General features: G+C 69.0%; 13 protein-coding genes. 6 read left to right on the forward strand and 7 right to left on the reverse strand.

Annotation, left to right across the window (positions count from 1 at the left end; all coding sequences use genetic code 11):
* Positions 1-2 precede the first annotated feature (2 nt).
* Positions 3-1,817, forward strand: coding sequence for an ABC-F family ATP-binding cassette domain-containing protein (locus N5I32_RS03515; RefSeq protein WP_261495915.1), 1,815 nt, complete (start codon positions 3-5; stop codon positions 1,815-1,817).
* 20 nt (positions 1,818-1,837) lie between these two features.
* Here the strand turns inward: N5I32_RS03515 and N5I32_RS03520 are convergent, their stop codons facing one another.
* From N5I32_RS03520 to N5I32_RS03530, 3 genes are all read right to left on the reverse strand, one after another.
* The gene (locus tag N5I32_RS03520) at positions 1,838-3,880 is read right to left on the reverse strand and encodes an ASKHA domain-containing protein (RefSeq protein WP_261494007.1); all 2,043 of its coding nucleotides are present in this window, start codon (positions 3,878-3,880) and stop codon (positions 1,838-1,840) included.
* 85 nt (positions 3,881-3,965) lie between these two features.
* The gene (locus N5I32_RS03525; RefSeq protein ID WP_261494008.1) at positions 3,966-5,141 is read right to left on the reverse strand and encodes a CaiB/BaiF CoA transferase family protein; all 1,176 of its coding nucleotides are present in this window, start codon (positions 5,139-5,141) and stop codon (positions 3,966-3,968) included.
* Positions 5,142-5,246: 105 nt separating this feature from the next.
* Positions 5,247-5,987 (reverse strand): DsbA family protein, encoded by a 741-nt coding sequence (locus N5I32_RS03530; RefSeq protein WP_261494009.1) that lies wholly within the window; start codon positions 5,985-5,987, stop codon positions 5,247-5,249.
* Between the two features lie 165 nt (positions 5,988-6,152).
* On the opposite strand from N5I32_RS03530, the gene N5I32_RS03535 reads away from it, so the two are divergent.
* From N5I32_RS03535 to N5I32_RS03555, 5 genes are all read left to right on the forward strand, one after another.
* The gene (locus N5I32_RS03535) at positions 6,153-7,295 is read left to right on the forward strand and encodes a pyridoxal phosphate-dependent aminotransferase (protein ID WP_261494010.1); all 1,143 of its coding nucleotides are present in this window, start codon (positions 6,153-6,155) and stop codon (positions 7,293-7,295) included.
* Positions 7,296-7,346: 51 nt separating this feature from the next.
* Entirely contained in the window at positions 7,347-8,561 is a 1,215-nt protein-coding gene (locus N5I32_RS03540; protein ID WP_261494011.1) for an N-acetylmuramoyl-L-alanine amidase, read from the forward strand.
* A 100-nt stretch (positions 8,562-8,661) separates the two neighbouring features.
* The gene (locus tag N5I32_RS03545; protein WP_261494012.1) at positions 8,662-11,214 is read left to right on the forward strand and encodes a penicillin-binding protein 1A; all 2,553 of its coding nucleotides are present in this window, start codon (positions 8,662-8,664) and stop codon (positions 11,212-11,214) included.
* A gap of 95 nt (positions 11,215-11,309) precedes the next feature.
* Complete coding sequence (gene prfB / locus N5I32_RS03550; RefSeq protein ID WP_261494013.1) at positions 11,310-12,437, forward strand: peptide chain release factor 2; 1,128 nt, start codon at positions 11,310-11,312, stop codon at positions 12,435-12,437.
* A gap of 81 nt (positions 12,438-12,518) precedes the next feature.
* Entirely contained in the window at positions 12,519-13,298 is a 780-nt protein-coding gene (locus N5I32_RS03555; RefSeq protein WP_261494014.1) for a DUF2189 domain-containing protein, read from the forward strand.
* Between the two features lie 55 nt (positions 13,299-13,353).
* Here the strand turns inward: N5I32_RS03555 and N5I32_RS03560 are convergent, their stop codons facing one another.
* From N5I32_RS03560 to bcp, 4 genes are all read right to left on the reverse strand, one after another.
* Positions 13,354-13,848: a bactofilin family protein gene (locus N5I32_RS03560; RefSeq protein ID WP_261494015.1), complete on the reverse strand. Its 495-nt coding sequence runs from the start codon at positions 13,846-13,848 to the stop codon at positions 13,354-13,356.
* Positions 13,838-15,163, reverse strand: a complete 1,326-nt coding sequence (locus N5I32_RS03565; RefSeq protein WP_261494016.1) for a M23 family metallopeptidase — start codon at positions 15,161-15,163, stop codon at positions 13,838-13,840. The genes N5I32_RS03560 and N5I32_RS03565 overlap by 11 nt, the downstream gene beginning before the upstream one ends.
* Positions 15,164-15,309: 146 nt before the next feature.
* Positions 15,310-16,161, reverse strand: a complete 852-nt coding sequence (locus N5I32_RS03570; protein ID WP_261494017.1) for a ferritin-like domain-containing protein — start codon at positions 16,159-16,161, stop codon at positions 15,310-15,312.
* Between the two features lie 70 nt (positions 16,162-16,231).
* On the reverse strand, positions 16,232-16,693 hold the full coding sequence (bcp, locus tag N5I32_RS03575) for a thioredoxin-dependent thiol peroxidase (RefSeq protein ID WP_261494018.1): 462 nt from the start codon (positions 16,691-16,693) through the stop codon (positions 16,232-16,234).
* Positions 16,694-16,764 lie beyond the last annotated feature (71 nt).

Genomic DNA, 16,764 nt, shown 5'->3' on the forward strand with positions numbered 1-16,764 from the left:
CCATGGCACGCGCACCGCTTCTCCAGCTTTCCGGACTTTCGCTCACCTTCGGTGGCAATCCCGTCTTCGACGGCGTCGATCTCGTCGTCCAGCCGGGCGAGCGCATCGCCCTTGTCGGGCGCAACGGCTCGGGCAAGTCGACGCTGATGAAGGTGATGGCGGGGCTGGTGGAAGCCGATGCCGGGGTGCGCACGGTCCCGCCCGGCGTTTCCGTCGGCTATATGGAGCAGGAGCCGGACCTGTCGGCCTTTGCAACGCTCGGCGATTTCGCCGCCGCCGGCCTGCCGGAGGGCGAGGGTTATCGCGTCGCGGTCGCGGCCGAGGGGCTGAAGTTCGACCCCGCGACGCCGGTCGGGGCCGCCTCGGGCGGGGAACGGCGGCGCGCGGCACTGGCCCGGCTTCTGGCCGAGGCGCCGGACCTGATGCTTCTGGACGAGCCGACCAACCACCTCGACATCGAGGCGATCCGCTGGCTCGAGGATCAGTTGCGCGACACCCGCGCGGCCTTTGTCGTCATCAGCCACGACCGCGCCTTCCTGCGCACGCTGACGAAGGCGACGCTCTGGATCGACCGGGGCGAGGTGCGGCGCAGCGACCGCGGTTTCGACGGCTTCGAGGACTGGCGCGAGACGGTCTGGGCTGAGGAGGACCTCGCCCGTCACAAGCTGGACCGCAAGATCAAGGCCGAGGCGAAATGGGCGGTCGAGGGCATCTCGGCGCGGCGCAAGCGAAACCAGGGCCGGGTGCGCGCGCTCCAGGCCATGCGGGCGGAACGCGCGGCCCTGATCCGGCGACAGGGCACCGCCGACATGGCGCTGGAAAGCGGGCAGGTCTCCGGGCGTCTGGTCATCGAGGCGAAAGGAATTTCAAAGGCTTTCGGCGACAAGGTGATCCTGCGGCCGTTCGACCTGACGGTGCTGCGCGGCGACCGGGTCGCCTTTGTCGGGCCGAACGGGGTGGGCAAGACCACGCTTCTGAAGATGTTGACGGGCGAGGTCGCGCCCGATGCCGGCACGATCCGGCACGGCACCAACCTGCAAATCGCGGTCTTCGATCAGGCGCGGGCGACGCTCGACCTGTCGATGACGCTCTGGGACGGGCTGGTGAACGATCCCGACATGGCGGTGTCCGGGCGTGCCGACCAAGTGATGGTGCGCGGAACGCCCAGGCACGTCGTCGCCTATCTGAAGGATTTCCTCTTCGACGAGGCTCAGGCCCGCGCGCCGATCGGGTCGCTGTCGGGCGGCGAACGCGCGCGGCTTCTGCTCGCGCGGATCATGGCGAAGCCGTCGAACGTGCTCGTGCTCGACGAACCGACGAACGACCTTGACGTGGAAACGCTCGACCTGTTGCAGGACGTGCTGGGTGAGTATGACGGTACCGTGCTTCTGGTCAGCCACGATCGCGATTTCATCGACCGGGTGGCGACGACGACCGTGGCGATGGAGGGGGACGGGCGCGCCACGGTCTATGCCGGCGGGTGGAGCGACTATCAGGCCCAGCGGGGCGGGGATGCGCCCGAACGCGCCGCGCCGAAGCCGGTGGCAAAGCCTGTCGCGGCGCCGGAAGAGAAGGTGAAGAAAGCGCCACAAGGCCTTACATTCACAGAAAGACACCGCCTCGATGCCCTTCCGGCCGTGATCGAGAAGCTGGAGGCCGAGATCGGCAAGCTGACTGATTTCCTGTCTGACCCGGAGCTGTTCCGGAAGGCCCCGGACAAGTTCCGGCGTGCCTCGGAAGGGCTGGCAGAGCGGCAGGCGGCGCTGGCCGCCGCCGAGGAGGAATGGCTGACGCTGGAGGAGCGCGCAAGCGCCTGACGGGCGGCGGGGGGGGGCGCTCAGCCCCGCCGGCGCCTGCGCCCGCCATCCGCCCCGCCGCCGGAGCCGCCGGTGTTGAAGCTGACATCGGGCAGGGTGACGATCTTCGACAGTTCCGGGAAGGTATCGACCGCGTGCGGGATCGCGTTCGCGGCGACGAAATGTTCCTGGAATCGCGGCTCGATCGCGGTCTCGACCTTGTGGATGCGCTTGACCTCGGCCTCGATGGCGGCCCGCGCGCCGATGTTGCAAAGCGCGATGCGCGCGCCTGTTCCGGCGGCGTTGCCCGCCGACAGCACCTTGTCGAGCGGCACGTCCGGGATCATGCCCAGCACCATCGCGTGCTTGGGGCTGATATGGGCGCCGAAGGCCCCCGCCAGCACCACGCGGTCGACCTTGTCGATCCCGAGTTCGTCCATCAGAAGCCGCGCGCCGGCGTAAAGCGCGGACTTCGCCAGCTGGATCGCGCGGATGTCGCCCTGCGTCACCGTGATCAGCGGCCCGCCCTCGGCGGTGCCGTCGTGAAGGACATAGGCGTTGGTGCGCCCGGTGGGGACCGAGCGCGGCGTGCCGGTCTGTTCGGCCGATCCGATCAGGCCGCCCGCGTCCAGAAGCCCCGCCATGCGCATCTCGGCCACCACCTCGATGATGCCCGACCCGCAGATGCCGGTGATGCCTGTTGCCGCAGTGGCGGCGGCAAAGGAGGGATCGTCGGACCAGAGGTCCGAGCCGATGACGCGGAAGCGCGGTTCCTTGGTTACCGGGTCGATCTCCACCCGCTCGATGGCGCCCGGCGCGGCGCGCTGGCCGGCCGAGATCTGCGCCCCCTCGAAGGCGGGGCCGGTCGGCGAGGAACAGGCCAGCACTCGGTCCTTGTTGCCGCAGAGGATTTCGGCGTTGGTGCCGACATCGACGATCAGCACCATGTCCTCGGACTTGTCGGGTTCCTCCGACAGTGCGACGGCGGCGCAGTCGGCGCCGACATGGCCCGCGATGCAGGGCAGGATGTAGACGCGCGCGTGGTCGTGGATCGCCCCAAGCTCCAGGTCGCGGGCAGGCAGCGACAGGCTTTCGGAGGTGGCGAGCGCGAAGGGCGCCTGACCAAGCTCCACCGGGTCGATGCCGAGCAGGAGGTGGTGCATCACCGGGTTGCAGACGAACACCGCCTCGACGATCTGGCGCGGGTCGATCTGCGCCTCGGTGGCGATGGCCTGCGCGAGACCGTTCAGCGCCTGGCGCACGGCCGCGGTCATTTCGCGGTCGCCGCCGGGGTTCATCATCGCGTAGCTGACCCGGCTCATCAGATCCTCGCCAAAGCGGATCTGCGGGTTCATCAGGCCGGAAGAGGCCAGCACGTTGCCATTGCGCAGGTCCACCAGATGGGCGGCGATGGTGGTCGACCCGAGGTCGATGGCAAGGCCGTAAAGCCGCCCTTCCCAGAAGCCGGGCCAGAGGTCGATGATCCGCGGCTTGCCGCGGTGGTCGCGGTGGATGGCGACGGTCACTTTCCACTCGCCCTTGCGCAGGATCGGTTGCAGGCGGGTGAGAAGGGCGGGGTCGGCCTCCAGCCCCTCGATCTGCCACTGGTCGCGCAGCGCGTCGGCCAGGCGCTGGAAATCGCCCGAGGGCTCATGCATGTCGGGTTCCGCAACCTCGACGTAATAGGCATGGGTGGCCGGGTCCATGGTGATGTCGCGGCTCGTCGCGGACTTGCGGATGACCTGGCGGTGGACCTGGCTTTCCGCCGGCACGTCGATCACCACGTCGCCCATGACCTTGGCCTGGCAGCCAAGGCGCCGGCCCTCCTTCAGCCCGCGGATGCGGTCATAGCGGGCCTCGACCTCGTTCCATTCGGAAAGCGCACCCTCGCTCACCGTGACGCCGTGCTTGGGAAACTCGCCGTAGCCCGGCGTGATCTGGCACTTGGAGCAGATGCCGCGCCCGCCGCAGACGGAATCGAGGTCGACGCCCAGTTGCCGCGCCGCAGTCAGGACGGGTGTTCCGACGGGGAAACGCCCCCGCTTGCCGGACGGGGTGAAGATGACGAGCGGCTCGTCGGTCATGGGACTACTCCGGGAATTCCTTTCGCGCGCGGCCACCATAGGCGAGGACGCGGGCGCGGCAAGGTCCGTTCGCGGCAGGTCAGTGTCAGGGCGCGTCAGGCTGGTGCGATTCGCGCCCCGCCAGCCAGTCGAGAACCCAGGCCCGGTCGCCATCCAGAAGCGGCGCCGGCGCGCGTTCGGAAGGCTCGTCAAGCCCGGTCATCTTCACCGGATTGCCGGCGGCGACGAAGGCGGGCCGGCCCGGCGGGGCCGCGATCGGCAGCACCATGTTGCGGGCCAGAACCTGCGGATCGGCCAGCGCCTCGGCCATGGTCTGCACCCGGCCCGTCGGCACGCCGTGTGCCTCGAGCGTGGCGATCCAGTGGGCGCGGGGGCGGGCCAGCGTTTCGGACTCGATCAGGCGCTTGAGGATGTGGACATGCTCGCAGCGCGCGGCATTGGTTGCAAAGCGCGGGTCGCGGGCAAGTTCCGGCTGGCCGAGCGCGGTGCAGAGCCGGGCAAAGATCGCATCGTTGCCCGCGGCGATGACGAAGAACCCGTCGGAGGCGCGGAAGGTGGAAAAGGGGGTGATGGTCGGATGGCGCGCGCCGGTGGGGCCGGGGGGTGTGCCGGTGGCGGTGGTGATGGCGAGGCTGTGTTCCTGGATCGCGATCTGCGCGTCCAGCATGGAGACGTCGATTTTCGCCCCGCGCCCGCTGTGGTCGCGGGCGTAAAGGGCGGCAAGCAGCCCCTGGACCATGTACATGCCCGCCACCACGTCACCGATCGAGGCACCGACCCGGACCGGTGGGCCGCCTTCCTCTCCGGTGATCGACATGACGCCGCCGCGCGCCTGCACGACCATGTCGTAGGCGGGCTTGCCGGCCTCGGGCCCGGTATGGCCGAATCCCGACACGGCGCCGTAGATCAGGCGGGGAAAGCGGGCCGAGAGGTCGGCCCAGCCATAGCCCAGCCCCTCCATCGCGCCGGGGCGGAAGTTTTCCAGCAGGATGTCGGCGCGCGCCAGCAGCCGTTCGAAGATCGCGCGGTCGGCGGGCGCCTTCAGGTCCAGCGCGATCGACCGCTTGCCATGGTTCAGGGCCGCGAAATAGGCGCTTTCGCCGTCCTTGAAGGGCGGGAAGGCGCGGGTGTCGTCGCCGGTTCCGGGGCGCTCGACCTTGATGACCAGCGCGCCGAAGTCGGCCAGCTGGGTGGCGGCGAAGGGGCCGGCCAGCACATGGGTCAGGTCGAGAACGACGATTCCGTCAAGCGGTGGCGGCATGGGCGGCTCCTTCAGGGGTGTGCGGACCCTAGGATGCACCGGTTCGCCCGCCATGATCCAGATCATCCGGCCGGCGGACAGGTCCGCCGGGGGATGGGCGCGGCCTCAGCCCCGCTCTTCGGCGACGATGGCCTTGAGCGCGTCGACGGGCGCGTAGCCGCGCAAAAGCTGGTCGCCGATCACGAACGACGGCGTTCCCGCGATCTGGAGGCGCTGCGCCAGAAGGTGGTTGTTCTCGATGATCTGCGTGATTTCCGGGTCGTCCATCCGCGCCATGATCGCGTCGGCGTCAAGCCCGAGGTCGGTCGCGAAACCGCGCAGCGTCGCATCGGTCACCGCGCCGCGGAAGCTTTCGTAGAAGCCCGCGCCGATCTTGCCGTAGGCCTCGTCGCCCGCCACCATGCGCGCCGCGATGGCAAAGCGCGAGGCCATGAGCGATTCCTCGCCCAGGATGGGGAATTCCTTCACGACAAAGCGGATGTTGCCGTCGCTTGCGAGAAGTTCGGCCACCGCGCCATGCGCCTTGCGGCAGTAGCCGCAGCGGTAGTCGAGGAATTCGACAACGGTGATGTCGCCGTCCGGGTTGCCGCCGACAAAGCTCCAGCCGTCGTCGTGCAGGTCGTCGGCATTGGCCGCGACCAGCGCCTGATCGCCCTGGGCCTGGGCGGCCGCGTTGCGCTGCTCCAACTCGTTGATGACCTCGACCAGCACCTCCGGGTTGGCCAGCAGGTAGCTGCGCACCTCGGCACCGAAGGCCGCGCGCTCTGCCTCCGACATGGCCGAGATGTCGAAGGCATGGGCGGGGTGGGCCGCAAAAAGCGCGAGGGCAAGGGCAAAGCGTTTCATTCGTCTTCCTGTCGTCGGGCCATCCGGCCGGTTGATCCGCCACATGGGGCACAGGCCCGCCCGGCGCAAGGGGTTGTGGCGCCGGACGCCGCCCGGGGCATTGACCTTGCCTGCCCGGGCTGGAATGTACGGGCGGGATTTGCGCGCCAGAATAGGGACAGTCGCATGCGGGCTTCAAGACGCGGATCGGTCGATCCCTTCATTGTGATGGACGTGCTGGAGGCGGCGCGCGCGGCGGAAGCCGCCGGGCGGCACATCATCCACATGGAGATCGGCCAACCCTCCACGCCGGCACCGGCGGGCGCGCGGAGGGCTTTGGCCGAAGCGATGGAGGTCGATGCGCTGGGGTATTCCGTGGCGCTGGGGCTGCCCGCGCTCAGGGCGCGGATCGCGCGGCTTTACCGCGACTGGTACGGCGTCGATCTGGACCCTGCGCGGGTGATCGTCACCTCCGGTTCCTCGGCCGCGTTCCTGCTGGCCTTCACCGCGCTCTTCGACGCGGGCGAACGGGTGGCGCTGGGGGAACCCGGCTACCCCTCCTACCGGCAGATCCTGAAGGCGCTGTCGCTGGTGCCCGCGGGCATCCCGACACGGGCCGAAGACCGCTACCAGCCGCGGCCCGAGGATATCCCGGCGGACGTGGCGGGCCTGATCGTCGCCTCGCCTGCCAACCCTTCGGGCACGATGCTGTCGCGGGCGGCGCTTGGCGGCCTGATCGCGGCGGCAGAGGCGCGCGGCGTGGCCTTCGTCTCCGACGAGATCTACCACGGCCTGCACTACGAGGGCCGCGCCGTCTCGGCGCTGGAGATCAGCGACGAGGTCTACGTGATCAACTCGTTCTCCAAGTATTTCTCGATGACCGGCTGGCGGGTGGGCTGGATGGTGGTGCCGCCCGATCACGTCCGCCTAGTCGAACGGCTGGCGCAGAACATGTTCATCTGCGCGCCTCACGCGAGCCAGGTCGCGGCGCTTGCCGCGCTCGACTGCGGGGCGGAACTGGAAGGCCACCGCGCGGTCTATGCCGAGAACCGCCGGCTGATGCTTGAAGGATTGCCGCGGGCGGGCATCACCCGCATCGCGCCGCCCGATGGCGCCTTCTACATCTATGCCGACGTGTCGGACCTGACCGGCGACAGCCGGGCGCTCGCCGCCGAGATCCTCGACAAGGCCGGGGTCGCGGTGACGCCGGGGCTCGACTTCGACCCGGTGCGGGGCGCGCGCACGCTGCGCTTTTCCTACGCCCGCTCCACCGCCGACATCCGCGAGGGGCTGGCCCGGCTTCACGAGTTCATGAGGCGCCGGGGCTGAGTTTGCGCGGGCCTCGGCCTGCGCTATGATCGGACGGGGCAGGCGGGCAGGATGCGGCGGATCTTCCGGACACTTCTCTTGGTGGCGTTGCTTCTGCCCCGGCTGGCGCTGGCGGGGGAGTTGTCGGCGCTGGCCCGGCTTGATCCCGCTGCCTCGGTCATCGCCGACACCGAGGCAGGCATCGCCGTCGACATCGCCATCGACCAGCCGGTGCCCTACCGCGTCTTCCTTCTCGACGGGCCGCCGCGCCTTGTCGTCGACTTCCGCGAGGTCGATTTCGGGGCAGTGACGGCGGCGGCGCTGGACCGCAGCGCGCGCGTCACGGCCCTTGGCTTCGGGTCCGTGCGCCCCGGCTGGTCCCGCCTTGTCGCGGAGCTGGACGGGCCCTATCGCGTCGCCGCCGCGTCGGAGCCAAGGGAAGGCGCGCGCGCGCGCATCGCGATCCGCCTTGCGCCCTCGACGGCGGCAGACCTGGCCGCCAGCGCGGGCGAGCCGCCCGACCCCGACTTTCCGGCGCTGCGCCCCGCGCCGGTGGCGGCGCCGAAGCTGCGCCAGGACGGCACCCGCCCGCTGGTTGTCGTGCTCGATCCCGGCCACGGCGGGATCGACCCCGGCGCCGAGGCGGAGACCCTGCGCGAGGCGCATCTGACGCTCGCCTTCGCGCAGGAACTGGCCGAGGTGCTGCGCCGCGACGGCATGATCGTCGAACTGACCCGTGCCGACGACAGCTTCGTTCCGCTCGAGGCGCGCATCTCGATCGCGCGCGGGGCGGGGGCGGATGTGCTGCTGTCGCTCCATGCCGACGCGCTCGAGGAGGGGGAGGCGACGGGGGCCACGATCTACAAGCTGGCCGAGGGCGCGGCCGATGACGCGGCGATGCGCCTGTCCGAACGCCATGACCGCGCCGACCTTCTGTCCGGTGTCGACCTGTCGCGTCAGGACGACGCGGTGGCGGGCGTGCTGATGGCGATGGCGCGGACCGAGACCGCGCCGCGCATCGACCGGCTGGCCCGGCGGCTTGCGGACGAGATCGCGCGGGCCGGCCTGCAGCTGCACCGCCACCCGATCCAGGAGGCGGCGTTCTCGGTGCTGAAGGCGCCCGACATCCCGTCCGTGCTGGTGGAACTGGGCTTCATGTCCTCGCCCCGCGACCGGGAACGGCTGGTCGATCCGGTCTGGCGCGCGGCGATGGCCGAGGCGATCCGGGCGGGGCTTGCCCTCTGGGCGGACGAGGACGCCGCCGAGGCGCGGCTGGTCCGGCAATGACCCGCCGCAGCGCCGCCGCCATGGCCTGCCGGGGCCAAGCGGCTTTGACCCCGGCGGCCCGAGGCTGTATAGAACGGAACGCCCGTTCGAGGACCTTCGCGTGATCCGTTTCCTGTTTTCCATCTTCGGTGGATTGTTCAGCTGGCTCATCACCGGCCTGTTCTTCGCCGCCCTGACTCTGGGCGGCGTGTTCTGGTACTATGGCCAGGACCTGCCCAACCATGAACAGCTGACCCAGTACAGCCCCAAGACCATCAGCCGCATCTATTCGGCCGAGGGGCGCATCATCGACGAATTCGCCGAGGAGCGGCGCATCTTCGTGTCGATCGAGGAAGTGCCGGACCTGGTGAAATGGGCCTTCATCTCGGCCGAGGACAAGAACTTCTACACCCATCAGGGCTTCGACACCCGCGGCATCGCCGCCGCCCTCTGGGAGGCGGTGAAATCGCGCGGCAAGAACCTGCGCGGCGCCTCGACCATCCCGCAGCAGGTGGCCAAGAACTTCCTCCTCTCCGGCGACAAGACGGTGGAGCGCAAGATCAAGGAGCTGATCCTGTCCACCCGGCTGGTCGAAAGCCTGTCGCGCGACAAGATCCTGGAACTTTACCTCAACGAGATATTCCTCGGCCAGAACAGCTATGGCGTGGCCGCCGCCGCCCAGACCTATTTCAACAAGCCGCTGAGCGAACTGGCCCCGCACGAGGCCGCGACGCTGGCCGCGATGCCGAAGGAGCCGTCGAACTTCCACCCCGTGCGCAACCGCGAGCGGCTGCTGGAGCGGCGCAACTACGTCCTGCGCGAGATGTGGCAGAACGGCTATTTCGACGAGGCGACCTATCTCGCCGAGAAGGAGCAGCCGCTGCGCTCGGTCCAGAACGGCGATTTCCCCGCCTTCCGCGAGGCGCTGCCGCCGCGCGACTACTTCACCGACGAGATCCGCCGCCAGCTGTCCAGAAGCTTCGGCGAGGAGGAGTTCTTTTCCGGCGGCCTCGCGATCCGGGCGACCGTCAACCCGGAGATGCAGAAGGAAGCCGCCGCCGCACTGCAGGAGGCGCTCGAATCCTTCGACCGCAAGCAGGGGGTCTGGCGGGGCACGGCGCGGGCGCTGGCGCCGGAACAACTGGCCGATGCCTCGACATGGCGCGCGGCGCTGGCCGAGGTCGACGTCCCGCGCGACATCCCCGGCTGGCACCCGGCCGTGGTGCTGACGGTCGGGGAGACCTCGGCGCGGATCGGCATCGAGGGGGTCGAGGATGACGAGGACGGCCATTTCATCCCCGCCGAGGATGTCACCTGGGCGCGCAAGCGGCAGGCCGACGGCACGCTCGGCCCGAAGGCGAAGGCCGCGGGCGATCTGGTGGCTGCGGGCGACGTGGTGATGGTCAAGGCCATCGTGAAGGAGGACGGCAGCTTCGATCGCTGGTCGCTCCGGCAGGTGCCGGAAGTGCAGGGCGGCTTCATGGCGATGGACGTGAACACCGGCCGCGTGATCGCCATGCAGGGCGGCTTTTCCTACCAGTCCTCGGTCTTCAACCGTGCGACGCAGGCGATGCGGCAGCCGGGCTCGTCCTTCAAGCCCTTCGTCTATGCCGCGGCGCTCGACAGCGGCTTTACCCCGGCAACGATCGTCGTCGATGCCCCGATCGAGGTCGACACGCCGCAGGGCCTGTGGCGGCCCAAGAACGCGTCGAACAAGTATTACGGCCTCACCCCGCTCCGCACCGGGATCGAGCAGTCGCGTAACCTGATGACGGTGCGCGTGGCGCAGGAAATCGGGATGGAGACGGTCGCGGGCTACGCCGAACGCTTCGGCGTCTACGACCACCTGCAGCCGTTCCTCGCCAACGCGCTCGGCGCGCAGGAAACCACGCTTTACAAGATGGTCGCGGCCTATGCCATGTTCGCCAACGGCGGCGAGCGGGTGGAACCCACGCTGGTCGACCGGGTGCAGGACCGCTGGGGCCGCACCGTCTATCGCCACGACCAGCGGACCTGCGTCGACTGCGGCAACGAAAGCCTGCCCGCGGGGCGCGCGCCCGGCATCCGGTCGGACCGCGAGCGGGTGATGGACGCGATCACCGCCTATCAGCTGACCTCGATGCTGCAGGGCGTCGTGACCCGCGGCTCAGGTTCGGGCGTGCGGCTGCCGGTGCCGGTCGCGGGCAAGACCGGGACCACGAACGACGCCAAGGACGTCTGGTTCATCGGCTTCACCTCGAACATCGTGGCGGGCTGCTACATGGGCTACGACCAGCCGCGCACGCTTGGCCCCGGCGCCTTCGGCGGAACGCTTTGCGTGCCGGTCTTCAACAGCTTCATGAAGAAGGCGGTGGACAGCTTTGGCGGATCGCAGTTCAAGGTGCCGCCGGGCGGGCATTTCATCAACATCGACCGCTACACCGGCGAACAGCTTCCGCCCGGCGTCAGCGGCGACTTCGTCCAGGCGGAATATTTCCGCGATGGCGTGATTCCGATCTTCGGCCTGGGTGCGCTGGTCGACGGCGGCTTCGGCGTGACCCAGAACCTGCCCCTCTTCGCGCGTGGCGAGACAGAGGAGGAAACCGGGACTGCGGTCACGACATCGACCGGCGAAACCGTGGTCATCCCGGACAAGGCCGATTTCGGAACGCTGAATTCGGGCGGGCTTTACTGACAGGACGGGCGGCGCCGCCGGCGCCGGGCCGCCCTTGCCCGGGCGTCCCGGCTCGGGTATCAGGCGCGGCGGGATTGGATGGAAGGAACGGCCAGATGCGCGCCGAAACGCAGAACACGGTCGAGGCGATCCGGAAGACGCTGAGGCTTCTGGGCCAGCGGATGGACTGGGAAACCGCGCCGCACCGGCTCGAAGAGTTCAACGCCATGATCGAGGACGGCGACCTGTGGTCCGATCCGGCCCGCGCGCAAAAGCTGATGCGCGACCGCCAGACCCTGATGGATCAGGTGGAGACCTACCGCCGCATCGACCGCGACCTGACCGACAACGTCGACCTGATCGAACTGGGCGAGGCCGAGGGCGATACCGAGATCGTGGCCGAGGCCGAGGCCGCGCTGCGCGCGCTGAAGGAATTCGCCGCCGCCAAGGAGCTTGAGGCGCTGCTTGACGGCGAGGCGGACGGGAACGACACATTCCTTGAAATCAACGCCGGCGCGGGCGGCACCGAAAGCTGCGACTGGGCGTCGATGCTCGCCCGGATGTATGTTCGCTGGGCCGAGAAGAAGGGCTACAAGGTCGAGTTGCAGGCCGAGACGCCGGGCGAGGAGGCGGGCATCCGCTCTGCCGCCTACAAGATCAGCGGGCCGAACGCCTATGGCTGGCTCAAATCGGAATCCGGCGTTCACCGGTTGGTTCGCATCTCGCCCTACGACTCCGCGGCGCGGCGGCACACCTCGTTTTCCTCGGTCTGGGTCTATCCGGTCGTCGACGACAACATCGAGATCGTGATCCCCGACAACGAGATCCGGATCGACACCTACCGGTCGTCGGGTGCGGGCGGCCAGCACGTCAACACCACCGACTCGGCGGTTCGCATCACCCACCTGCCGACCAATATCGTCGTGACCAGTTCCGAGAAGTCGCAGCACCAGAACCGCGCGAACGCCATGGCGGCGCTGAAGGCGCGGCTCTACCAGCTGGAGCTTGACAAGCGCAACGCCGAGATCAACGCCCAGCACGCGGCAAAGGGCGATGCGGGCTGGGGCAACCAGATCCGCTCCTATGTCCTGCAGCCCTACCAGATGGTGAAGGACCTGCGCACGGGCTACGAGACCTCGGACACGCAGGGCGTGCTCGACGGCGACCTCGACGGCTTCATGGCGGCGACGCTGGCCATGGACGTGGCCGGCAAGAGCCGGGCCGAGGCGCAGGCCGAGGGCTGATCGCAGGGCCCCCGCATCCGGCGCTTGTCATCGGGCGTACCGGTGCCTTAGCTTCCACCCATGCATCAGGGAGGAGGCATGATGTCGGACGCAGCGTCGGGGCCCGACCCGTTACCGGAGATTCGCACCGCAGGCTTCGGCGACATCCGCGCGGCGCTCGTCGCCGGGCTTGGGGACTTCCTGCGGGCGCCGCTCTTCGGCCTGTTCTTCAGCGCCGTCTACGTGGCGGGCGGGATGGTCCTCTTGCGCATCTACTCCGCCGCCGGTCAGGAGTGGTGGATCGCGCCGCTCGCGGTGGGCTTTCCCCTGATCGGCCCCTTCGCCGCGGTCGGCCTTTACGAGGTCAGCCGGCGGATCGAGGCGGGGGAGAGGCCCGGCTGGCGCGCGGTGCTGGGGGTGGTCTTCGCCCAGAAGGACCGGCAGATCCCCGCGCTCGCCGCCGTCATCATCGTCTTCTTCCTGTTCTGGGTCTTCGTCGCCCACGCGCTTTTCGCGCTGTTCCTGGGGCTCCGGGCCTTCAGCGGGTCGATGACGCTGGCGCAGATCTTCCTCGAGGGGAGCGGCCCCCTGATGCTCCTGATCGGCACCGCGGTGGGGGCGGGCTTCTCGGCGGTCCTCTTCGCCATCTCGGTCGTCGGCTTGCCGCTCCTGCTGGAGCGCGAGGTCGATTTCGTCAGCGCCATGATCCATTCGGTTCAGGCCACGCTTGCCAACCTGCCGGTCATGCTGGCCTGGGGTGGCGTCATCACCGTCGCGCTTTTCGTCGGGATGCTGCCGATGTTCCTTGGCCTCTTCATCGTCCTGCCGGTGCTTGGCCACGCCAGTTGGCACATGTACCGCCGCCTGGTCGAGACGGGGTGAGAAACAAAAAGGGGCGCCTGCTGGCGCCCCGTCGGGTCTTCCGGTCGGGATCGGATCACTTCGCTGCGATGGGGGCGGATTTCGCCGCGCCGGACCCGGCCGAGATCGGGTCATCCTGGCGCTGGACCGAGCCTTCGAAATGCGCGCCGCTCTCGATCGCGATGGTTTTGTGGATAATGTCGCCCTCGACCCGCGCGGTGGCGGTGAGCCGCACCTTCAGCCCGCGCACGCGGCCGACGACGCGGCCGTTCACGACGATGTCGTCGGCCACGATCTCGCCCTTGATGGTGGCGCTTTCGCCCACGGTCAGCAGATGCGCGCGGATGTCGCCCTCCACGGTGCCTTCCACCTGGATGTCGCCCGTGGTCCGGAGGTTGCCGACCACGGTCAGATCGGCCGACAGGATGCTTGCCGGCGGCTTCGCCTTGGGGGCCGCGGTCGCGAACTCATAGGCGGGTTTCGTCGCCGGGGCGGGTTCGGAGGTGCGCGTCGTCTGAGCCTCGGGGCTGGATTTCGCGACCGGCTCGTTGATTCTGCTTTTAGAAAACATTCTTTCCAGCCTTGATGTATGTCATCGGGTTCTTCGCCGACCCGTTCACGCGCACTTCATAGTGCAGATGCGTCCCGGTCGAGCGACCGGTATTCCCCATAGCACCGATCTTGTCCCCGCGCGAGACTTTTTGGCCCACCTTCACGTCGATGCCCGAGAGGTGGCCGTAGCGGGTTTCCAGACCGAATTCATGGCGGATGGTGACAAGCTGGCCATAACCGCTTTCGGGGCCGGCATGGGTCACCACACCGTCGGCGGTGGCGTAGATCGGGCTTCCGTGCGCCCCGGCCAGGTCAACGCCCTCGTGCGCGCGGCCCCAGCGGCGCCCGAAGGGCGAAGTGTAGCGGAACGAGGTCTTCAGCGGCATCGCGAAGGGCAGGCGCTCTGCCGCGATCCGGTACATGTTCATCCGGTCGAGCCCGTCAAGGATCGCCGATGCGCGGGCGTGGTCGGCGATCGCGCCCGCGTCGGCCTCGTCGGCGGGCAGGGGCGGCAGCAGCGGACCCAACGGTCCACCCTGGCCGGAATAGCCCTGGCGGATGGTGTCGATCAGGTCGTCGGGGTTCATGCCGGCTTCGGTGAACATCCGGTCGAGCGGCTCCATCGATACCGTCACGGCGTCTTCGAGACGGGCGAAGATCTCGTTGTGGCGTTCTTCCAGAAGCCGCATCTCGTAGGCGACTTCGCGGGTTTCCTCCTGCGCGCCGTCGGCGGCCTGCGCCATCAGGTCGCGTTCGCCCGCGGTGCGGTCCAGCGCGTCGGTCAGGAATTCGAGCGTGCCGGTCACATCCTCGACCGCCGGGCCCTCTGCCGCGGCCTGGCCCTCGCCCGCGTCGGCAAGTTCCAGCGCCTCGGCCCGGGCCGCATCGCGTTCCCGCATCGTGTGCTTCAGCGTCGCCTGGATCACGCCGATCCCGGTTTCAAGCTCCTTGCGGCGTTCCTCGGAGGTCAGGAGGGCCGCCTGCATCTCGGAAACCTGTTGCAGTGCCAGGGCAAAGCGTTCCTGCGCGGCCGCGGCCTCGGCGGCGCGCAGGTCACGCTCGCGCGACATGTCGTCAAGGCGCATCTCGTACATCGCCTGTTCGCGCTGCATCCGTTCCTGGCTGCCGCCGGCGCCGATCTGGTCCATCACCACGATGGCGGTGGCGACGATCGTCCAGGCTACGATGAGACCGGTGCCGAGAATGACGGCGGCCTGGGTCGAGGGCCTGAGGCGGACGAAACGCGTGGCAGTGTCGGATTTCAGGAACAGGCGCTGTTCCGGTAGGCGGCGCTCAAGAAACGCGTGAACGCGATGTGAAAGTCGTGCCGGCAAGCAGATGGTCCCCGTTCAGCAGCATTTTCGCGGGTTCCGGCCCCCCCCGGGGTGGCCGCAACATCTGCCGGATTAGCGGGACGAAGGCGGTGGGGCAACAGTTTTGCGCCCGCCGGCGCGGCACTTGGCAGGAAGGCGCCGATCGGTCAGGGGGTGCCCGGTTGCGCGTCCGGGCGGAAGGCGGGGGGATAGTCCTCGGCCAGGGGCCAGTAGAAGTCGGGCGGCAGCCCCGCCTCGGCGCGCTTTTCCTCGTTGAAGGGCGGCTTCAGCGCGCCGTGAAAATAGCGCCGGACAAGGGTGTGGAAGCTGTCCTTGGGATCAAGGTTCGCGCGCCCGCAGAGGAAGTTGAACCACTTCGCCCCATAGGCGACATGGCCCACCTCCTCGGCGTAGATGGTTTCCAGCGCGGTGGTGGCCTGCGCGTCGCCCGCCTTGCGGAAGATTTCGATCATGCCGGGCGTCACGTCGAGCCCGCGCGCCTCGAGCACCATCGGCACCACCGCCAGACGCCCCATCAGGTCGTCCGCCGTATCCTCGGCCGCGCGCCACATCCCGACATGCGCGGGCAGCGCGCCGTAATGGCTTCCCATCGCCTCAAGGCAGTCGCACAGAAGGTTGAAATGCTTGGATTCCTCGTCCGCAGCCTTGACCCAGTCGTCATAGAACCCCATCGGCATGGTCACATCGGTGAAGCGGGCGACGATGTCCCAGTGCAGGTCGACCGCGTTCAACTCGATATGCGCCAACGTATGCAGAAGCGCGACGCGCCCCTGCGCCGTGCCGGGGCGGCGGCGCGGCACGTCGCGGGGGGGAAGAAGCTCGGGCCGCGCCGGGCGCGCGGGCCGGTCGGGCGGCGTCGCGCGGCCGACCGGCAGCGGCGTGCCCGCCTTGCGCGCCGCGACCCAGTCGGCGGCGTGGGCATGCGACAGCGCCGTCTTGGCGCGCCCGTCCGCGGTTCTGAGCACCTCGTCGGCGCGCTCGGCCAGGCTTTTCGTCATTGCCCCCTCCGGGTTCCCATCGTCGCCGGGATGGCAGAGCGCCGCGCCTGTGGCAAGGCGGAGTAATGCGTCAGAGCGCGCGGACGGCGGCCAGCACCTCTTCGGCGTGGCCCGCGACCTTGACCTTCGGCCAGACGCGCGCGATGCGCCCGTCCGCGCCGATCAGGAAGGTCGCGCGCTCGATGCCCATGTAGGTGCGCCCGTACATGCTTCTCTCGCCCCAGACGCCGTAGCGTTCGCAGGTGTCGCCCTCGGCGTCGGAGGCCAGAGTGATGCCCAGCCCGTGCTTGCGGCAGAACTTGTCATGCGCGGCCACGCTGTCTTTCGAGATGCCGATCACGGTCGCGCCGGCGGCGGCGAAATCCGCGGCGAGGCGGGTGAAGTCCAGCGCCTCGGTCGTGCAGCCAGGGGTATCGTCCTTCGGGTAGAAGTAGATCACGACGGGCCGGCCCGCGTGATCGGCGAGCGCGACGGTGCCGCCGCCGTCGCGGGGCAGGGAAAATCCGGGGGCGATATCGCCGGGGTTGAGCATTTCCGCAATCCTTTGCCGGTCTGTGTCGCTATATGTTTTAATCGCTGTCCCTCGAAGTTAAAGGGGGGCGG

Origin of the sequence: Albidovulum sediminis, from assembly GCF_025380365.1 — a bacterium.
GTDB lineage: Bacteria > Pseudomonadota > Alphaproteobacteria > Rhodobacterales > Rhodobacteraceae > Albidovulum > Albidovulum sediminis.

Bases quoted from the DNA above. Each gene is read 5' to 3' on its own strand.
- N5I32_RS03555 (WP_261494014.1), top strand. From the start codon at position 12,519: ATGTCGGACGCAGCGTCGGGGCCCGACCCGTTACCGGAGATTCGCACC.
- N5I32_RS03570 (WP_261494017.1), bottom strand. From the start codon at position 16,161: ATGACGAAAAGCCTGGCCGAGCGCGCCGACGAGGTGCTCAGAACCGCG.
- N5I32_RS03530 (WP_261494009.1), bottom strand. From the start codon at position 5,987: ATGAAACGCTTTGCCCTTGCCCTCGCGCTTTTTGCGGCCCACCCCGCC.
- N5I32_RS03515 (WP_261495915.1), top strand. From the start codon at position 3: ATGGCACGCGCACCGCTTCTCCAGCTTTCCGGACTTTCGCTCACCTTC.
- N5I32_RS03525 (WP_261494008.1), bottom strand. From the start codon at position 5,141: ATGCCGCCACCGCTTGACGGAATCGTCGTTCTCGACCTGACCCATGTG.
- N5I32_RS03560 (WP_261494015.1), bottom strand. From the start codon at position 13,848: ATGTTTTCTAAAAGCAGAATCAACGAGCCGGTCGCGAAATCCAGCCCC.
- N5I32_RS03520 (WP_261494007.1), bottom strand. From the start codon at position 3,880: ATGACCGACGAGCCGCTCGTCATCTTCACCCCGTCCGGCAAGCGGGGG.
- N5I32_RS03540 (WP_261494011.1), top strand. From the start codon at position 7,347: ATGCGGCGGATCTTCCGGACACTTCTCTTGGTGGCGTTGCTTCTGCCC.
- N5I32_RS03535 (WP_261494010.1), top strand. From the start codon at position 6,153: ATGCGGGCTTCAAGACGCGGATCGGTCGATCCCTTCATTGTGATGGAC.
- prfB (WP_261494013.1), top strand. From the start codon at position 11,310: ATGCGCGCCGAAACGCAGAACACGGTCGAGGCGATCCGGAAGACGCTG.
- bcp (WP_261494018.1), bottom strand. From the start codon at position 16,693: ATGCTCAACCCCGGCGATATCGCCCCCGGATTTTCCCTGCCCCGCGAC.